Below are 17,448 nucleotides of genomic sequence, written 5' to 3'. Positions count from 1 at the left end.
TCCCGTGCGCCAGCGTTATTTAGCCTTGCTCAGCGTGTTTGCCAGCCTTCCTGCGATGGCGCTCACTTTCCAGACCCGTCTGGAGAGCATCGAGTGGACGGTCGAAGGAGACAAGTTCGAGTGCCGCCTGACGCAGCCGATCACCGATTTCGGTTCGGGCGAGTTCGTGCGCCGCGCTGGCGAGCAAGCGACGTTTCGCCTGAAGGCCTATAACTCGATGATCGGCGGCGGTTCGGCGACCTTGCTGGCGGCCGCAGCGCCCTGGCAGCCGGGGCGTGGCGACATCAACCTCGGTTCTGTGCGAATCGGCAGCGGTAATGTGTTGTTCAACAGTTCGCAAGTTCAGGCCGGCCGCTTGATCAGTGGCCTGATAGATGGTCGCAGTACGGTCGTACGGCATTACTCGGGCGATGGTCGGGTGTCGGAAGTGCGTCTGTTGCCAGTCAAGTTCAGCCAGGCATTTAACGACTATCAGGGCTGCGTGGCGAAGCTGCTGCCGAAGAATTTCGAGCAGGTCAAGCAATCGCAGATCGGCTTCCCCGGCGAAAGCATCGATCTCGACGCGCAGGCCAAGGCGCAATTGCAAGTGATGCTGGAGTTCATGAAGGCCGACCCGACGGTCAACCACATCGAACTGGATGGCCACTCCGACAACAGCGGCAATCGTCTGACCAATCGTGACCTGTCGCGGCGTCGGGCCCTGGCCGTCATGGAGTTCTTCAAAGCCAACGGCGTTCAGGAATCGCAGATCACCCTGCGCTTTCACGGCGAGCGTTATCCATTGGCGCCCAATACCAACTCCTCCAACCGGGCGAAGAACCGTCGGGTCAATGTGCACCTGGCGCGTGTTGCGCCTGTCGAAAAGCCGGCCTCTCAGGCCACTGCATCGGCGAGCGCCGCGTCGACCTCCTGAACCCGCTGTTATCGTCGCTCACTCGACATAATCTGTCGCTTCGTCGTCATAAGCTGTCGCGCCTCTGTAAATTATCCTGCATGACCGGTAGACTTGACGGCTTTCCGTAGAACCCCGTGGAGTGATGGCATGGCGGACGTAAACAAGGTCGTTCTGGCGTATTCCGGCGGCCTGGACACTTCGGTGATCCTCAAGTGGCTGCAGGATACTTATAACTGTGAAGTCGTGACCTTCACCGCTGACCTGGGTCAGGGCGAAGAGGTCGAACCTGCACGCGCCAAGGCACAGGCCATGGGCGTGAAAGAGATCTACATCGACGACTTGCGCGAAGAATTCGTGCGCGATTTCGTTTTTCCGATGTTCCGCGCCAACACCGTTTACGAAGGCGAGTACCTGCTGGGTACTTCCATCGCTCGTCCGTTGATCGCCAAGCGCTTGATCGAAATCGCCAACGAAACCGGCGCTGACGCCATTTCCCACGGCGCCACCGGCAAGGGCAACGACCAGGTTCGTTTCGAACTGGGCGCCTACGCCTTGAAGCCAGGCGTGAAAGTGATTGCTCCGTGGCGCGAATGGGACCTGCTCTCCCGTGAAAAGCTGATGGATTATGCTGAAAAGCACAACATCCCGATCGAGCGTCACGGCAAGAAAAAATCCCCGTACTCGATGGATGCCAACCTGCTGCACATCTCCTATGAAGGCGGCGTGCTGGAAGACACCTGGACCGAGCACGAAGAAGACATGTGGAAATGGACCGTCTCCCCGGAGAAGGCTCCTGACAAAGCGCAATACCTGGAACTGACCTACCGCAACGGCGACATCGTCGCACTGGACGGCGTCGAAATGACCCCGGCCACCGTGCTGGCGACCCTGAACCGTATCGGTGGCGAACACGGTATCGGCCGTCTCGACATCGTCGAGAACCGTTACGTGGGCATGAAGTCCCGCGGCTGCTACGAAACCCCTGGCGGCACTATCATGCTGCGCGCTCACCGTGCGATCGAATCGATCACCCTGGACCGCGAAGTGGCTCACCTCAAGGATGAGCTGATGCCTAAATATGCGAGCTTGATCTACACCGGTTACTGGTGGAGCCCTGAGCGTCTGATGTTGCAGCAGATGATCGACGCGTCCCAGGCTCACGTGAACGGCGTTGTGCGCCTGAAGCTGTACAAGGGCAATGTGATCGTCACCGGTCGCAAGTCCGACGAATCGTTGTTCGATGCCAACATCGCGACCTTCGAAGAAGATGGCGGCGCCTACAACCAGGCCGACGCGGCGGGCTTCATCAAGCTCAACGCGTTGCGCATGCGTATTGCGGCGAACAAGGGCCGGAAGCTTTTCTGAGACTGTTGAAGCCTTAGTGGAACGAGAGTTGTGGCCTTGTCGGTGACAAGGCCACACATCTGAATAGGGGGAGTTTTCCTGCCGGACATCGTGTTATCAGCGTTCTTTTTGTTTCTGTAATACCTTCCTTCTGTTTCCTCTCTCTGAATGCTCTTCAAGCGCTACCGGCTGCGTGTCAGGTAAAAAGAGTGATCAAGAATCGTCAGACCGCGTGAACTCAAATTGTAAGCAATGCAAAGCGTTGGGCCGTTGCGATTCTTTGCCTGTTTTGAATGCTTGCTTGCGCTTTCCTTCAGTAGTGCCTCCGAATCGGTACAGGTGAGAAATACGATCACTTGTGCAGGGCTTCCCTGTGGGTGCCGGTTTTTTTCAATCCAGGCACCGAATTCCATTTTCTTGTTTAGCCACCGCGCATCGACGATGTGCAGGTTTTTTAGCTGCTCGGCCAGGCAAACGTGCTGTAGAGCCGAGAGGCTCGTCTGAATACCGATCTGGACGGGAGGGTCCTTCAGGTTATCGGGCCGCTGACCGCGTTCAACGTTGTCCATCACTTTTATAAAATGCTTTCCCTTGCCGAAATCGGACGGCGCGTACAGCGATCGATAGTTGAAGTTGAGTGTGGCGAAGAAAAGAAAAAGCAAATAAAAAGGGAAACTGATCAGGAACCAGATATAGAACTCCCGCTCCTTATTGTCGAGAAAGGGCAGTGAGACGGCGGCCGATGTTTCAGATATAGCGGCAAATATTGCAATAACTGTCATGGGGTTGATAATTTTTTTCTTTGATTTGATCATGTTTTTTACTCATTGGAATATTGTATTTTCTCGGTTGATTAATGTTTTTGATTTTGATTTTAATAACTAGGTGTTCAGTATTTGTATGGGGTAGTACTCCTTTCAAGTCGCAGGATTGATAGTAACGGTATTGCGCGTGCGGCGGGTACCACTGTTGTTGGGTTTCAGGCGGCGTTGGGTTGGGTTTGTTGTGGAAGTGTTGCCTGGTGTGATTTTTTTATTACATCCTTTATATACAATGTTTGTGGTGTGGGGTTTAAAGTAGTAAATATCAGTTACTTTAAGGGTAGCTCAATAGTCGGTATTCGTTGGATCTCTTGCGGTAAACCCTGTTATTTGGTTTTCTGGTTGTAAACAGAAACAAAAAAACCGCGGATCATCGAAATGTTTTCAGGTTGATAAGTTTTTACCACCTCGGTATTTTTTGGGGATTTTGTAAGACTATTCTTTAATGTCTGTAGGGAATGTCTCTCGGTGTGGGTGGCCGAGGGGGGCGGCATGCCACGGGTGAAACGACTAGGCTATCGTGCGGGCTCTAAAAATTCGAACAGCGAAAATTGGACTTGCCCATGAATAAAGTGCTGATCGTGGATGATCACCCCGTCATTCGTCTTGCGGTACGTATGCTAATGGAGCGTCACGGCTACGAAGTTATTGCAGAGACAGATAATGGCGTGGATGCGTTGCAACTTGCCCGTGAGCATATGCCGGATATTGTCATCCTGGATATTGGAATACCGAAACTTGATGGGTTGGAAGTCATTGCGCGTCTGACATCGACAGCGATGCCCATGAAAGTGCTGATATTAACTTCCCAGGCGCCTGGGCATTTTTCCATGCGTTGCATGCAATCCGGTGCCGCAGGGTATGTCTGCAAACAACAGGATCTCACTGAGTTGCTCAGTGCAATAAAGGCAGTATTGTCGGGCTACAGTTACTTTCCGAATCAAGCCTTGCATACCGTACGTTCCAGTTTGGGGAACGCCAGTGAAGCCGATATGGTGGATCGACTGTCGGGACGGGAGATGATGGTCTTGCAACAATTGGCCCGAGGCAAGACCAACAAGGAGATCGCCGATGGAATGTTCCTCAGCAATAAAACCGTTAGTACTTACAAGACTCGTCTGTTGCTGAAGCTCAATGCCCGCTCCCTGGTCGACCTGATCGAACTGGCTCAACGCAATGGTCTGGTGTGACTGCCTCAGCGTTTGACGAGGCGCGATGAACGGGGGGTATCAAGGGTCGGCACTTAGTAAAAAGCCTCCGTTTCGGGAGGCTTTTAGGTGTCATAGGTCAAAATCGTAATCGGCCAATTGCTTTTGCAGTCGGCGCTCCTCCAGCAGATTGTCGATGGTGCGGCGTTTGCTCAGGTTGGTCTTCGCCACTTCAACCACCGGTTCAGCATCATCAGCCTCAACAGGGGTGAAGTCGTCTTCTACGTCCAATTGCTCTTTGCCAGTGCTCATAGTGTTACTCCAGGCTAAGGCTGCCTTTGGCGCTCCTTATATCGATAAACTCCCGGCGGGTAAAAAAGATTTTTTCAATCGATAAATCAAAAAACCTAATAGCGCCTCAATCGTCCGAGGTCTTTTGCTTGTATTCGCACAAGTCTTCGATCCGGCAACTGCCACAGCGAGGCTTGCGGGCCAGGCAAACGTAGCGTCCGTGGAGGATCAGCCAGTGATGGGAGTCGAGCAGATATTCCTTCGGCACGAACTTCATCAGTTTTTGCTCGACCTCGACCACATTTTTGCCTGGAGCTATACCGGTGCGGTTGCTGACCCGAAAAATATGCGTATCCACGGCCATGGTCAGCTGACGGAATGCGGTATTGAGTACCACGTTGGCAGTCTTGCGGCCGACGCCGGGTAGCGCTTCCAGTTCTTCACGGGTTTGCGGCACTTCGCCTCCATGACGTTCCACCAGCAAGCGACAGGTCTCGATCACGTTTTTCGCTTTGCTGTTGAACAGGCCGATGGTCTTGATGTATTCCGACAGTCCCTCGACACCCAAGGCATAAATCGCCGCCGGTGTATTGGCCACCGGGTAGAGCTTGGCGGTGGCCTTGTTGACGCCGACATCGGTCGACTGGGCCGAGAGAATCACGGATATCAGCAATTCGAACGGCGAGGTGTAGGCCAGTTCGGTCTTCGGTTCCGGGTTGTCTTCGTGAAATCGGCGAAAAATTTCCAGACGTTTTGCGGCATTCATGGGCAGTGCGTTTCCTCGAAGGCGGTCAGTGTGAGGGCGTCGAGCGGGTCCAGGCCTGACGTGCGGCGATCAGCAGTCCCAGCAGAATGAACCCGCCAGGGACCAGGGTGGCCAGGCGCAAGCCACCGTCGGCAGTCAGTACCCAGCCTTGCCAGTCCGTTTGTGCAGTGCCCGCCAGCCATGGCAGGTGGCTGCCGAGTGTCCCGCTGCCGATCAGTTCGCGCAGCAAGCCAAGGCCCGCCATCAACGCGCCGAACAGGCCACACAGGCGCAGGCGATCACGCCAGGCGCTCTGGAAAAAACCGGTGTGTTCCAGCACAACGCATTGCAAGGCAATCAATCCTACATAAAACCCTACATGTTGGTGCCATTGCAGCGACCAGACTTGCGCGGCGAGTTCCGCGCAGCTGGTCAGCGTGGCCGCCAGCAGGACGCTGGCAAGCAGATGTGTCGCAGGGATAAGCCGGGATCGCAAGGCGCCCATGCTCACCCCAAAAGCACTGATCACCACGATGAACATCAGCCACAAGCCCACAGCGGTCACTAATGAATCCGTGGCACCGATCAGCGGTGCAAGCATCAGCGAATTCTGCAGCGTCGATGACTTATTCATGTGCGCTGCTCCCGATCAACGTTTGCTGATGTTCGTCGAAGTAGCGCAACGCGTCATGGATGGCGTTGATGACCGCTCTCGATGTAATGGTCGCCCCCGCCATTTGATCGAATTGCCCCTGATCCTTTTTCAAGGCCCAGCCTTTGTCGGCAGATTCGGTTCGGGATTTTCCGGTAAAAACCTGAAGCCAGGCATTGGGCCAGTCGGCGAGTCGACCGCCCAGCCCCGGAGTTTCCGATTGCCTGAGCGTTTTGACGCCCAGCACCTTGCCGCTCGCGCCGATGGCGATCAGCAATTCAATGGAACCCTCGTAACCCATGGTTTGGCTGCGCAGCAACACGGCGCTGGGTTGGCCCGTCTTGGTCGCCACGTAGCCACCCAGCAGCGTGCTGTTGGCCAATCCAGTATTTTCGAGGGCGAGCGGCTGTTCCAGCGGCTGATTGTCGTAGCTGTCAGCAGGGAGCAGGTCCAGCAGGTTACGACTGTCGATCAGGCGCTGTTCGGCCGCAATGCGCGGCGCGCTGGTGTGCTGCACGAGGTAAGTCGCGCCAATCCCCAGGCCTGCCAGCAACACCAGGGTCACAACGCTCGACGCTCGGCTCATGGCGCACCCCGTTCCAGTCTGGAGGCGGCAAACCGCTCCAGCGCCGGCACACAGAGGTTCATCAACAGCACGGCAAAGGCGACGCCGTCAGGATATCCACCCCAGGTACGAATCAAGTACGTCAGCAGCCCGACGCCCGCGCCGAACAGCAGTCGCGCGCTGGGGCTTTTTGCGCCGGACACCGGTTCCGTGACGATGAAGAATGCACCCAGCATGCTCGCGCCAGTGAGCAGATGAAACAGCGGCGAACCATGGGAGTCGGATCCCGAGCCGTTCCAGCACAGCAGGCTGATGATGAACAGGCTGGCGAGCATGCCGACCGGCGCATGCCAGCTGAACACCCGTCGTTGCAGCAGAAACGCGCCGCCCGCCAGAAAGGCCAGATTGACCCACTCCATGCCTCTGCCGCCGAAATGACCGAACGCCGGGTTAGCGGCAAACAGTTCGTCCATGGTCAGGCTTTTGTTGATCCGCAGGCTGTCCAGCGCCGTCGCCTGGACCCAGGCATCTGGCGTCTGACCGAGGCTGAAGCCGAACACGTGCTGCAAGCCGCCGATCAGGTCCAGCCCGTGGGATGACGGCCAGTGGGTCATCTGTTGGGGAAAGGTCACCAGCACCAGGGCGATGCCCAGCATTGCCGGGTTGAACGGGTTCTTGCCAACGCCGCCATACAGGTGTTTACCGAACACCATCGCGAACGCCGCGGCACAGACCGTCAGCCACCACGGGCAATAAGGCGGCAAGGCCAGCGCCAACAGCGTCGCGCTGACCAGCGCGCTGCCGTCACTAAAGGTCGGCTTGAGTGCAAGCTTACGCAAGCGCAACACCGTCGCTTCAACGGCCAGTGCGGTAACACCCGCCAGAATCAGATTGATCAACACGCCCCAGCCATACAGCCAGAAAAACACCAGCATCCCCGGCACGGTGGCCAGCAAGACCAGCTTCATGGCCTGCTGAAGGCGCTCATCGACCGGCTCAAGGAGCGGCATAGGCATCTACCTGACGCTCGGCTTCATCTACCGCGAGTTCCAGGGCCTCGATCTGCTCAGCCGACGCTTCACTGGCTTGGGCTTTCTTGAGCTCGGCGCGGCGCATGGCCAGCTGGATCTTTGCCCGATTCAGCTGCGCATTTTTCGCCGGCACGACAGGCGTCGGGGCTGGCGGTGCAGTACTTTCCAGGTTCGCCAACGCCTGTTCGGCAACCTCGAATTGCTGCTGCAGGACGATCAGTTGCGACTGCTGTTCGAAGGTCGGTGGATGCCCGAACGCCTTGAGTGACTTGTTCAGTTGCGCCCTACTCATCGCCAGATCGATCTTGGCCTTTTTCAGCGCGGCATCCGCATTCGCTGCCTTCTGTGCGCGGACTCGCTCGAGAGCGGCCTGAACCGGATCGAGCGTCGCTACCTCGCTGTGCTGGACAGCGCGCTGGGCTCGGGCCTGACGTTCGGCGATTTTCTGTTCCTCTTCACGACGCAGGCGAGCGTTGCGCTGTTCAAATCGGCGTCGTGCGTGATTGCGCTTGGCCGCCCGAGCGCGTTGTTCCTCAAGGCTGAACGCCAGGCCGCCGACAATCGGCAGCACCGTGGCCAGCGGCATTGGCCGCATTTCGATGCAGTCCACCGGGCACGGCGCTACGCACAGGTCGCACCCGGTGCATTCATCGACGATCACCGTGTGCATCAATTTCGCCGCGCCAACAATGGCATCCACCGGGCAGGCCTGGATGCACTTGGTGCAACCAATACACTCCGCTTCACGAATGTAGGCGATCTGCGCCGGGGCCGAACCGCGACTGACGTCCAGTTCCAGCACCGGCACTTTCAACAACTCGGCAAGGGCGGCGATGGTCTCGCTGCCGCCCGGCGGACATTTGTTGATCGGTTCGCCGCTGGCAATGCCTTCGGCGTACGGTTTGCATCCGGGGTGGCCGCACTTGCCGCATTGGGTCTGTGGCAAGAGGGCGTCGATGCGTTGAATCAGACTCATGTTTTAATCAGTCCGCTGAATCCGAGAAAGGCCACTGCAATCAGCCCGGCGCCGATCAGGTCGATCGGCAAGCCGCGGAAGGGCAGGGGGATATCATTTTCGATTGTGCGTAAGCGCAAGTCGCTGAACAGGCTCAGTACCAGCCAGAAACCCAGCCCGGCGCCCAGGCTCAGGGCCATGGCGTGGAAGAAGCCTTTATCATCCTGAGCGTTGAGCAGCGTCAGGCCGAGTACGCCAGCATTGCCCAGCAGCAGGGGCCAGAGGCCATCGAACGCAAGCTTTGGAAGAAACCGGGAAAGCACTTTCAGCAGCGGGCCAATCAGCAGAACGCTCAACGGCAGGAACACGAAAAGGCGCAGCGATGTCAGCTCCAGCGGGACCAGCAACCAACGGTAGGTCGAGTAGCCCACCGTGCCGACGATCAGCATCAAACACGTCGTCGCAAGGCCCAGCGCGTGGACTTGCCGGTGTTCGTTGCCCAGCAGCGGATCAACGCCCAGCGGCCAGTGCAACACGAGGTTGTTGATCAGGGCAGTGCTGATAAGTGTAAGAACAATTTCGGTCATGATCGTGCCGGCAAGAACGGGGCTTTTTAACGGAGCGGTCTAAAAAGCTTAGGCATTATCCGGCAAGGACGGAGGGTGGGCCAGACATGAAAATCCCACAGTCGCGCCAGGCACGACTGTGGGATCGGTTTACCGCAGAGCCTTACTTGATGCGCTGACCTGGCTTGGCGCCGCTGTCAGGGCTGAGCAGGTAGATTTCTTCACCGCCAGGGCCGGCCGCCATCACCATGCCTTCGGAGATGCCGAACTTCATTTTTCGTGGCTTGAGGTTGGCGATCATCATGGTCAGGCGACCATTGAGCTTGGACGGATCCGGATAAGCGCTCTTGATTCCGGAGAACACGTTGCGTTGCTCGTCACCGATGTCCAGGGTCAGGCGCAACAGTTTGTCGGCACCTTCCACGTGTTCGGCCTTGAGAATCAGGGCGACGCGCAGGTCGACAGCGGCAAAGGCATCGAACTCGATTTCCGGCGACAGCGGATCCTTGGCCAGTTCGCCATTACCGGCTGGCGCAGTTTCACCGGTGTCGGTCTGGCTGGCGGTCAGGTCTTCTTTCGAGGCGTCGCTCATGGCTTGCACTTTTACCGGGTCGATACGGGTCATCAACGGTTTGAACTCGTTCAGCTGATGGTTGCTGAGCAAGGTGGCGTGGTCATTCCAGGTCAGCGGCGCGACGTTCAGGAACGCCTCGGCATCGGCGGCCAGCAGCGGCAGCACCGGCTTGAGGAAAATCACCAACTGGCGGAACAGGTTGACGCCCAGGGCGCAGATGGCCTGGACTTCGTCTTGCTTGCCTTCCTGTTTGTTCAGCGACCACGGCGCTTTGTCGGCGATCCAGGCGTTGGCACGGTCGGCCAGACCCATGATTTCGCGCATGGCACGGGCGAAGTCGCGAGCCTCGTAGGCCTCGGCGATGCTCGGCGCTGCGGCCAGGAACGCGTCGGTCAGTTCTGGTGCGGCATTACCCGCCACCAGCACACCGGCGTTGCCTTTGTGGATGAAACCGGCGCAACGGCTGGCGATGTTGACGACTTTGCCGACCAGGTCGGAGTTGACCTTTTGCACGAAGTCTTCGAGGTTCAGGTCGAGGTCATCGACGCCACGGCTCAGCTTCGCCGCGTAGTAGTAGCGAAGGTATTCCGGCGACAGGTGGTCCAGATAAGTCCGGGCCTTGATGAAGGTGCCGCGTGATTTGGACATTTTCTGACCGTTGACGGTCAGGTAGCCGTGCACGTTGATGCCGGTCGGTTTACGGAAACCGGCGCCTTCGAGCATGGCTGGCCAGAACAGGGCGTGGAAGTTGACGATGTCCTTGCCGATGAAATGGTACAGCTCGGCGGTGGAGTCCTTGCCCCAGAACGCGTCGAAATCAAGTGCAGGCGTGCGGTCGCAGAGGTTCTTGAAGCTGGCCATGTAGCCGATCGGCGCGTCCAGCCAGACGTAGAAGTATTTGCCTGGCTCGTCCGGGATTTCGAAACCGAAGTACGGCGCATCGCGGGAGATGTCCCACTGTTGCAGCCCGGCGTCCAGCCATTCGGCGATCTTGTTCGCCACGGCCTCTTGCAGGGTGCCGCTGCGGGTCCAGGCTTGCAGCATTTCCTGGAAGTCCGGCAGCTTGAAGAAGAAGTGCTGGGAATCCTTGAGTACCGGAGTGGCACCGGAGATCGCCGACTTCGGATCCTTCAGATCGGTCGGCGCGTAGGTCGCACCACATTTTTCGCAATTGTCGCCGTACTGGTCTTCGGTGCCGCATTTCGGGCAAGTGCCCTTGATGAAGCGGTCGGCCAGGAACATTTTCTTTTCCGGGTCGAAGTACTGAGTGATCGAACGCTGGGCGATGTGCCCGGCATCGCGCAGCTTCAGGTAGATCTGGCTCGACAGCTCACGGTTTTCTTCGGCGTGAGTGGAGTGGAAATTGTCGAAGTCCACCAGGAACTCGGCAAAGTCGGCGCTATGTTCAGCCTGGACGTTGGCGATCAGTTGTTCCGGGGTGATGCCTTCCTTTTCCGCGCGCAGCATGATGGCCGAACCGTGGGCGTCGTCGGCGCAGACATAAATGCATTGATTGCCGCGGTGCTTCTGGAAGCGCACCCACATATCGGTCTGGATATATTCCAGCATGTGGCCAAGATGGATCGAACCATTGGCATAGGGCAGGGCGCTGGTGACGAGGATCTTGCGTGGCTCGGACATGGGGCTCGGCTACTTGATGAAACGGAGGTCGGCCACTATAAAGCGCCGGCGCATATTTTTCACCCCCGTGACCTGAAGGCTTGTTGTTGCAAAAGAGCTTTTTGTGGCGAGGGGATTTATCTGTGGTGAGGGGATTTATCCCCGTTCGACTGCGCAGCAGTCGTATAACTGTCACGCTCTGTTCCGGATGGATCGTGATAGCAACGTTTCTGGGGCGGCTTCGCCACCCAACGGGGATAAATCCCCTCGCCACAGGGATGTGTTTGCCACAAATAATCGTGGGGCATGCCGTCTATGATTTAGAACGGTTAGGATACCCGCCTGATTTTCCAGTCTTGCTATCGGAGTTGCCCATGAGCGCCGTCAATCGCGCAGCGGTGGAAGCCGTCCTTCGCCAATACACCGACCCTTACCTGAACCAGGACCCGGTCAGCGCCGGGTGCGTGCGCGGCATCGACATTCAGGGTGATCGCGTCAGCGTCCAGCTGGAGCTGGGTTACGCTGCCGGCCTGTTCAAGAGTGGCTGGGCGCAGTTGCTGCAAATGGCCATTGAAGGGCTGGACGGCGTGACCATCGCCCGTGTCGAGATCACCAGTGTCATTGCCGCGCACAAGGCTCAAGCGCAGATCCCGGGGCTGGCCAACGTCAAGAACGTGGTGGCCGTGGCGTCCGGCAAGGGCGGTGTGGGCAAATCAACCACCGCTGCCAACCTGGCCCTGGCCCTGGCCCGCGAAGGCGCCAAGGTCGGGATCCTCGACGCGGATATTTACGGACCGAGCCAGGGCATCATGTTCGGCATCCCCGAAGGCACCCGACCCAAGGTCAAGGATCAGAAGTGGTTTATTCCGATCGAGTCCCACGGTGTCGAAGTCATGTCCATGGCGTTCCTGACCGACGACAACACGCCCATGGTCTGGCGCGGGCCGATGGTTTCCGGCGCCTTGTTGCAATTGGTCACTCAAACCGCCTGGGGCGACCTGGATTACCTGGTGATCGACATGCCGCCAGGCACCGGCGACATCCAGCTGACCCTGGCGCAAAAAGTCCCGGTGGCCGGCGCGGTGATCGTTACCACGCCGCAAGATCTGGCATTGCTGGACGCACGCAAGGGCGTGGAGATGTTCCGCAAGGTCAACATTCCGGTGCTGGGCGTGGTGGAAAACATGGCCGTGCACATCTGCTCCAACTGCGGACATGCCGAGCATCTGTTCGGTGAGGGCGGTGGTGTGAAGCTGGCCAGCCAGTACGGCGTCGAGCTGCTGGCGTCGTTGCCGCTGGCGATGGCCATCCGCGAACAGGCCGACGGCGGCAAGCCAACGGTGATCGCCGAGCCTGACAGCCCGATTGCAATGGTTTACCAGGAACTGGCCCGCCATGTCGGCGCGCGGATCGTGTTGCAGGAAGCGGTATCGCCCGCGATGCCTAATATCACCATCAGCGACGATTGATTCACTGAAGAAATGCATCCTCTGTGGGAGTGAGCTGTGGCGAGGGGATTTATCTCCGTTGGACTGCGAAGCAGGCCCAAATTTTTGGGGTGGCTGTGCCACCCAACGGGGATAAATCCCCTCGCCACAGCCGCTCCCACATATGTTTTGTGCAGGCCCTAAATCCGCAACCCGCCATCCAATTCCATAATCCGACCGTTGTAGTAGTCGTTTTCGAAAATGTAGGCCGCTGAATGAGCGATCTCTTCAGGCGTGCCCATGCGCTTGAGTGGAATCGCAGACGTTATCTTCTCCAGCGCCTCAGGCTTCATGCTCAGCGTCATTTCGGTTTCGATAAAGCCCGGTGCAATGGCTGCCACACGAATACCGTAGCGTGCCAATTCCTTGGCCCAGGTCACGGTCGCCGCGGCGACACCGGCCTTGGCGGCGGAGTAGTTGGTCTGGCCGGCGTTGCCAGCGCGGGAGATCGACGAGATATTAATGATCGCGCCGCTGTTGTTCAGCTCAATCATTTTGGCCGCGACTTCACGGGTGCACAGGAATACGCCGGTGAGGTTGACGTCGATGACCGACTGCCACTGGGCCAGGCTCATCTTGGTCATCTCGCCGTCCTTGACCTTGATCAGCAAGCCATCGCGCAGGATCCCGGCGTTGTTGATCAGGCCATGGATCGCACCGAAGTCTTCGGCCACCTGGGCGACCATGTGCGTCACTTGCTCTTCATTGGCGACATTGCACAGATAAGCGCGAGCCTCGACGCCTTTAGCCGTGCAGGCGGCGACGGTGTCGTCGAGCTTTTCCTGGTTCAGGTCCACCAGCGCCAGCTTCGCCCCTTTACCGGCGAAATACTCGGCCATGGAGCGTCCTAAACCCTGGCAACCGCCCGTGATAATGATTACTTTGTCAGTGATTTCCATTCGCATGCCCCAAGAGCAGATCAGAGGAGTGGTTTCCTTTTAGAGAGTAGCCTCTCGATCTGCACCTGATGCGGCCTGGCTGCACATGAGAACTGCCCCGATGGCAACTGGAATTTATCCCCAGGTGCCTGTCCGTTTTTTCGACGGATTCTATATAAGGAGTCATAAATTGAGCGTTGAAGCCGCCAAGAATGCCCGAGAATTGCTTCTCAAGGAATACCGTGGAGTGCTCTCGACACACTCCAAGGCAATGCCCGGTTTCCCGTTTGGCTCCGTGGTTCCGTACTGTCTGGACGAACAGGGTTGGCCGCTGATCCTTATCAGCCGCATAGCCCAGCACACGCATAACCTGCAGAAGGATCCAAAATGCTCACTGTTTGTGGGTGAGCGCGGGGCTGAAGATGTGCAAGCCGTTGGTCGCCTGACCTACCTCGCCGAAGCGGAAAAGCTCGAGGACGAGGCCGCCATCGAAGCGGCAGCTGAGCGTTACTACCGCTATTTCCCGGATTCACAGAGCTACCACAAGGCCCACGATTTCGATTTCTGGGTGCTCAAACCGGTACGTCACCGTTACATCGGCGGCTTCGGTGCGATTCACTGGGTCGATCAGTTAACGCTGGCCAACCCGTTTGCCAGAAAAGCCGAAGCGAGCATGGTCGAGCACATGAATGCCGATCACGCCAAAGCCATCGCCCACTACGTCGAACTGGCGGGCCTGCCGAAAACCGAGCCGGCGCAATTGGCGGGTATCGACACCGAAGGCATGCACCTGCGCATCGGGCAGGGGCTCTATTGGTTGCCGTTTCAAGCACCGTGTAATACGCCGACACAAGTACGCGAAGCCTTGGTTTTCCTGGCTCACGCCGAACATTGGCCGAAAAATGAAGTGGCCGACGCTTGAATTCACGAAACGGCGACGTCATCTAGGGAAGACTGGCAAGGCATTCTTGCGTTGAGGAACCATTTGATGCGCCCTTTTTTATTGCTCTTTGTACTGTTCCCGGTGTTGGAGCTGTTCGTATTCGTCAAGGTCAGCGGGGCGATCGGGTTTTTCCCGGCCCTGCTGCTGGTCATTCTCGGCTCGATGCTCGGCGTGTTCGTGCTGCGTATCGCTGGTCTGGCAACCGCATTGCGTGCTCGTGAAAGCCTGAATCGCGGCGAGCTGCCGGCCCAGACCATGCTCGAAGGCTTGATGCTGGCACTGGCGGGTGGTCTGTTGATCCTGCCGGGCTTCGTCACCGACGTGCTGGGTCTGATCATGTTGCTGCCGATCTCTCGTCGACTGTTGGCCAATAAAATGCGCCTGCGTGCCGAAGAGGCGGCAATCCGTCAGCGTGCATTCGCCGACGACCTTCAGCCACGTGGTGGCCCTTCTCCGCGCGAACCGCTGGGCCGTGAGCCGAACGTGATCGAAGGCGAATTCGAACACCGCGATACCAAGTAATCCGCCACATTGGCACGGCACCTTCGGGTGCCGTGTTCGTTTGTGGGGCAGCAACCTGAAAAAATTTGCTTCCTCGCCCTTGTAATAAGCTTATGCGCCCTTATGTAACGGTCACCGCAAGGTTTCTGGTGATTACGCCAGACAGACTTCCGCGGTTCGCTCGACGAACCGCACCCGGCACCGCCGGATTTGTTAAACCCGCCGGGAATACACCGGCCGATGAAAACCACAATTAGGAGAGATCGACAATGAAGCTTCGTCCTCTGCATGACCGCGTCGTCATCCGTCGCAGCGAAGAAGAAAAGAAAACCGCTGGCGGTATCGTCCTGCCAGGTTCGGCTGCTGAAAAAGCCAACAGCGGCGAGATCCTCGCTGTCGGTACCGGCCGCGTGCTGGACAACGGTGAAGTGCGCGCACTGGCCGTTAAAGTGGGTGACAAGGTTGTGTTCGGCCCGTACTCCGGCAGCAACACCGTGAAAGTCGACGGCGAAGACCTGTTGGTAATGGCTGAGAACGAGATTCTCGCTGTTATCGAAGGCTGATTCCCCGCTCATTTTCCCGCTACTACAAAGTATTTAAGGAATATCGATCATGGCTGCTAAAGAAGTTAAATTCGGCGATTCCGCCCGTAAGAAAATGCTCGCCGGTGTCAACGTCCTGGCTGACGCAGTAAAAGCGACCCTGGGCCCTAAAGGCCGTAACGTGATCATCGAGAAGAGCTTCGGCGCTCCGACCATCACCAAGGACGGCGTGTCCGTTGCCAAAGAAATCGAGCTGAAAGATCGCTTCGAAAACATGGGCGCGCAGCTGGTCAAAGACGTTGCCTCCCGTGCCAACGATGACGCAGGCGACGGCACCACCACCGCTACCGTTCTGGCTCAATCGATCGTCAACGAAGGCCTGAAAGCCGTCGCTGCCGGCATGAACCCGATGGACCTGAAGCGCGGTATCGACAAAGCGACCATCGCTATCGTCAAAGAGCTGAAAGCCCTGTCCAAGCCTTGCGCTGACACCAAGGCCATCGCTCAGGTCGGCACCATCTCGGCCAACTCCGACAGCTCCATCGGCGACATCATTGCCGAAGCCATGGAAAAAGTCGGTAAAGAAGGCGTGATCACCGTTGAAGAAGGCTCGGGCCTGGAAAACGAACTGTCGGTTGTTGAAGGCATGCAGTTCGACCGTGGCTACCTGTCCCCGTACTTCGTCAACAAGCCAGAGACCATGACTGCCGAGCTGGACGGTCCGCTGATCCTGCTGGTCGACAAAAAGATCTCGAACATCCGCGAAATGCTGCCAGTACTGGAAGCCGTTGCCAAAGCCGGCCGTCCACTGCTGATCGTGGCCGAAGACGTTGAAGGCGAAGCCCTGGCGACTCTGGTTGTGAACAACATGCGTGGCATCGTTAAAGTCGCAGCCGTCAAGGCTCCAGGCTTCGGCGACCGTCGCAAGGCCATGCTGCAGGACATCGCTGTTCTGACTGGCGGTACCGTTATCTCCGAAGAGATCGGTCTGAGCCTGGAAAGCACTACCCTGGAACACTTGGGTAATGCCAAGCGCGTGATCCTGTCCAAAGAAAACACCACCGTGATCGACGGTGCAGGCGTTGAGGCTGACATCCAGGCTCGCGTTCTGCAGATCCGTCAGCAAGTGGCTGACACTTCGTCCGACTACGACCGTGAAAAACTGCAAGAGCGTCTGGCCAAACTGTCCGGCGGCGTTGCAGTGATCAAGGTTGGCGCTGGTTCCGAAGTTGAAATGAAAGAGAAGAAAGCCCGCGTTGAAGACGCCCTGCACGCTACCCGTGCAGCCGTTGAAGAAGGCGTGGTACCTGGCGGCGGCGTGGCACTGGTTCGCGCTCTGCAGGCAATCTCCGAGCTGAAAGGCGACAACGATGACCAGAACGTTGGCATCCAGTTGCTGCGTCGCGCTGTTGAAGCGCCACTGCGCCAGATCGTTGCCAACTCCGGCGACGAGCCAAGCGTAGTGGTCGACAAGGTCAAGCAGGGTTCGGGTAACTACGGTTACAACGCTGCTACCGGCGAATACGGCGACATGATCGAAATGGGTATCCTGGACCCGGCTAAAGTGACTCGTTCGGCTCTGCAAGCGGCTTCGTCGATTGCCAGCCTGATGATCACCACCGAAGCCATGATCGCCGAGATCAAGGAAGACGGTCCAGCTGGCGGCGGTATGCCAGACATGGGCGGTATGGGCGGCATGGGCGGCATGATGTAAGCCAGCCTTACCCCTTACGAAAAAACCCCGCCTGCGATAAGCAGGCGGGGTTTTTTATTGCCTGGGAATTGAAGTTATCTCGATCCATTGTGGGAGCGAGCCGGCTCACGATGAGGCCATTACAGTCAACACTGTTGTTGAATGTCAGTCCGCCATCGCGAGCAGGCTCGCTCCCA

Annotated in this window: 18 protein-coding genes; 8 read left to right on the top strand and 10 right to left on the bottom strand. The window is 57.7% G+C overall.

The genetic code is table 11. The features are described 5' to 3' along the window. Positions 1 to 4 precede the first annotated feature (4 nt). Positions 5 to 913 carry a flagellar protein MotY gene (locus ACYZUA_RS25840; RefSeq protein WP_461961133.1) on the top strand — a complete coding sequence of 303 codons (909 nt, stop codon included), beginning with the start codon at positions 5 to 7 and terminating at the stop codon, positions 911 to 913. Positions 914 to 1,042: 129 nt separating this feature from the next. Continuing rightward, on the top strand, positions 1,043 to 2,260 hold the full coding sequence (locus ACYZUA_RS25835; RefSeq protein WP_007898502.1) for an argininosuccinate synthase: 1,218 nt from the start codon (positions 1,043 to 1,045) through the stop codon (positions 2,258 to 2,260). 161 nt (positions 2,261 to 2,421) lie between these two features. Here the strand turns inward: ACYZUA_RS25835 and ACYZUA_RS25830 are convergent, their stop codons facing one another. Beyond that, complete coding sequence (locus ACYZUA_RS25830) at positions 2,422 to 3,054, bottom strand: hypothetical protein (RefSeq protein ID WP_461961132.1); 633 nt, start codon at positions 3,052 to 3,054, stop codon at positions 2,422 to 2,424. 569 nt (positions 3,055 to 3,623) lie between these two features. Between ACYZUA_RS25830 and ACYZUA_RS25825 the strand changes: the two genes are divergently transcribed. Further along, complete coding sequence (locus ACYZUA_RS25825) at positions 3,624 to 4,250, top strand: response regulator transcription factor (RefSeq protein ID WP_008155570.1); 627 nt, start codon at positions 3,624 to 3,626, stop codon at positions 4,248 to 4,250. A 90-nt stretch (positions 4,251 to 4,340) separates the two neighbouring features. Here the strand turns inward: ACYZUA_RS25825 and ACYZUA_RS25820 are convergent, their stop codons facing one another. The 8 genes from ACYZUA_RS25820 to metG form a co-directional block, all read right to left on the bottom strand. Next, the gene (locus tag ACYZUA_RS25820; protein ID WP_007898493.1) at positions 4,341 to 4,520 is read right to left on the bottom strand and encodes a PA3496 family putative envelope integrity protein; all 180 of its coding nucleotides are present in this window, start codon (positions 4,518 to 4,520) and stop codon (positions 4,341 to 4,343) included. Positions 4,521 to 4,626: 106 nt separating this feature from the next. After that, positions 4,627 to 5,265 (bottom strand): endonuclease III, encoded by a 639-nt coding sequence (gene nth, locus ACYZUA_RS25815; RefSeq protein ID WP_461961131.1) that lies wholly within the window; start codon positions 5,263 to 5,265, stop codon positions 4,627 to 4,629. Positions 5,266 to 5,290: 25 nt separating this feature from the next. After that, complete coding sequence (locus tag ACYZUA_RS25810) at positions 5,291 to 5,878, bottom strand: Rnf-Nqr domain containing protein (RefSeq protein ID WP_461961130.1); 588 nt, start codon at positions 5,876 to 5,878, stop codon at positions 5,291 to 5,293. Next, positions 5,871 to 6,482: an RnfABCDGE type electron transport complex subunit G gene (locus ACYZUA_RS25805; RefSeq protein WP_461961129.1), complete on the bottom strand. Its 612-nt coding sequence runs from the start codon at positions 6,480 to 6,482 to the stop codon at positions 5,871 to 5,873. Before ACYZUA_RS25805 ends, ACYZUA_RS25810 begins: the two co-directional genes overlap by 8 nt. Beyond that, complete coding sequence (locus ACYZUA_RS25800; RefSeq protein WP_461961128.1) at positions 6,479 to 7,471, bottom strand: RnfABCDGE type electron transport complex subunit D; 993 nt, start codon at positions 7,469 to 7,471, stop codon at positions 6,479 to 6,481. The genes ACYZUA_RS25805 and ACYZUA_RS25800 overlap by 4 nt, the downstream gene beginning before the upstream one ends. Beyond that, positions 7,458 to 8,468, bottom strand: coding sequence for an electron transport complex subunit RsxB (gene rsxB / locus ACYZUA_RS25795; RefSeq protein ID WP_461961127.1), 1,011 nt, complete (start codon positions 8,466 to 8,468; stop codon positions 7,458 to 7,460). The genes ACYZUA_RS25800 and rsxB overlap by 14 nt, the downstream gene beginning before the upstream one ends. Further along, the gene (locus ACYZUA_RS25790) at positions 8,465 to 9,034 is read right to left on the bottom strand and encodes an electron transport complex protein RnfA (RefSeq protein ID WP_461961126.1); all 570 of its coding nucleotides are present in this window, start codon (positions 9,032 to 9,034) and stop codon (positions 8,465 to 8,467) included. The genes rsxB and ACYZUA_RS25790 overlap by 4 nt, the downstream gene beginning before the upstream one ends. A gap of 142 nt (positions 9,035 to 9,176) precedes the next feature. Continuing rightward, positions 9,177 to 11,228 (bottom strand): methionine--tRNA ligase, encoded by a 2,052-nt coding sequence (gene metG, locus ACYZUA_RS25785; RefSeq protein ID WP_461961125.1) that lies wholly within the window; start codon positions 11,226 to 11,228, stop codon positions 9,177 to 9,179. Between the two features lie 353 nt (positions 11,229 to 11,581). Between metG and apbC the strand changes: the two genes are divergently transcribed. Next, positions 11,582 to 12,676: an iron-sulfur cluster carrier protein ApbC gene (gene apbC, locus ACYZUA_RS25780; protein ID WP_415773467.1), complete on the top strand. Its 1,095-nt coding sequence runs from the start codon at positions 11,582 to 11,584 to the stop codon at positions 12,674 to 12,676. A 158-nt stretch (positions 12,677 to 12,834) separates the two neighbouring features. Here the strand turns inward: apbC and ACYZUA_RS25775 are convergent, their stop codons facing one another. Then, complete coding sequence (locus ACYZUA_RS25775) at positions 12,835 to 13,593, bottom strand: SDR family oxidoreductase (protein WP_461961124.1); 759 nt, start codon at positions 13,591 to 13,593, stop codon at positions 12,835 to 12,837. 169 nt (positions 13,594 to 13,762) lie between these two features. Between ACYZUA_RS25775 and ACYZUA_RS25770 the strand changes: the two genes are divergently transcribed. The 4 genes from ACYZUA_RS25770 to groL all read left to right on the top strand — a co-directional run bounded on the left by ACYZUA_RS25770 (position 13,763) and on the right by groL (position 17,272). Further along, on the top strand, positions 13,763 to 14,494 hold the full coding sequence (locus ACYZUA_RS25770; protein ID WP_461961123.1) for a HugZ family pyridoxamine 5'-phosphate oxidase: 732 nt from the start codon (positions 13,763 to 13,765) through the stop codon (positions 14,492 to 14,494). A 66-nt stretch (positions 14,495 to 14,560) separates the two neighbouring features. After that, positions 14,561 to 15,037: an FxsA family protein gene (locus ACYZUA_RS25765; RefSeq protein ID WP_461961122.1), complete on the top strand. Its 477-nt coding sequence runs from the start codon at positions 14,561 to 14,563 to the stop codon at positions 15,035 to 15,037. Between the two features lie 248 nt (positions 15,038 to 15,285). Then, a complete protein-coding gene (locus ACYZUA_RS25760; RefSeq protein WP_019827816.1) occupies positions 15,286 to 15,579 on the top strand; it encodes a co-chaperone GroES in 294 nt (97 codons plus the stop codon). Between the two features lie 49 nt (positions 15,580 to 15,628). Continuing rightward, entirely contained in the window at positions 15,629 to 17,272 is a 1,644-nt protein-coding gene (groL, locus tag ACYZUA_RS25755) for a chaperonin GroEL (protein WP_008155543.1), read from the top strand. Positions 17,273 to 17,448 lie beyond the last annotated feature (176 nt).

The sequence above is a fragment of the Pseudomonas sp. LS2P72 genome (assembly GCF_054897865.1).
This window is presented reverse-complemented; position numbering and strand designations above follow the sequence as displayed.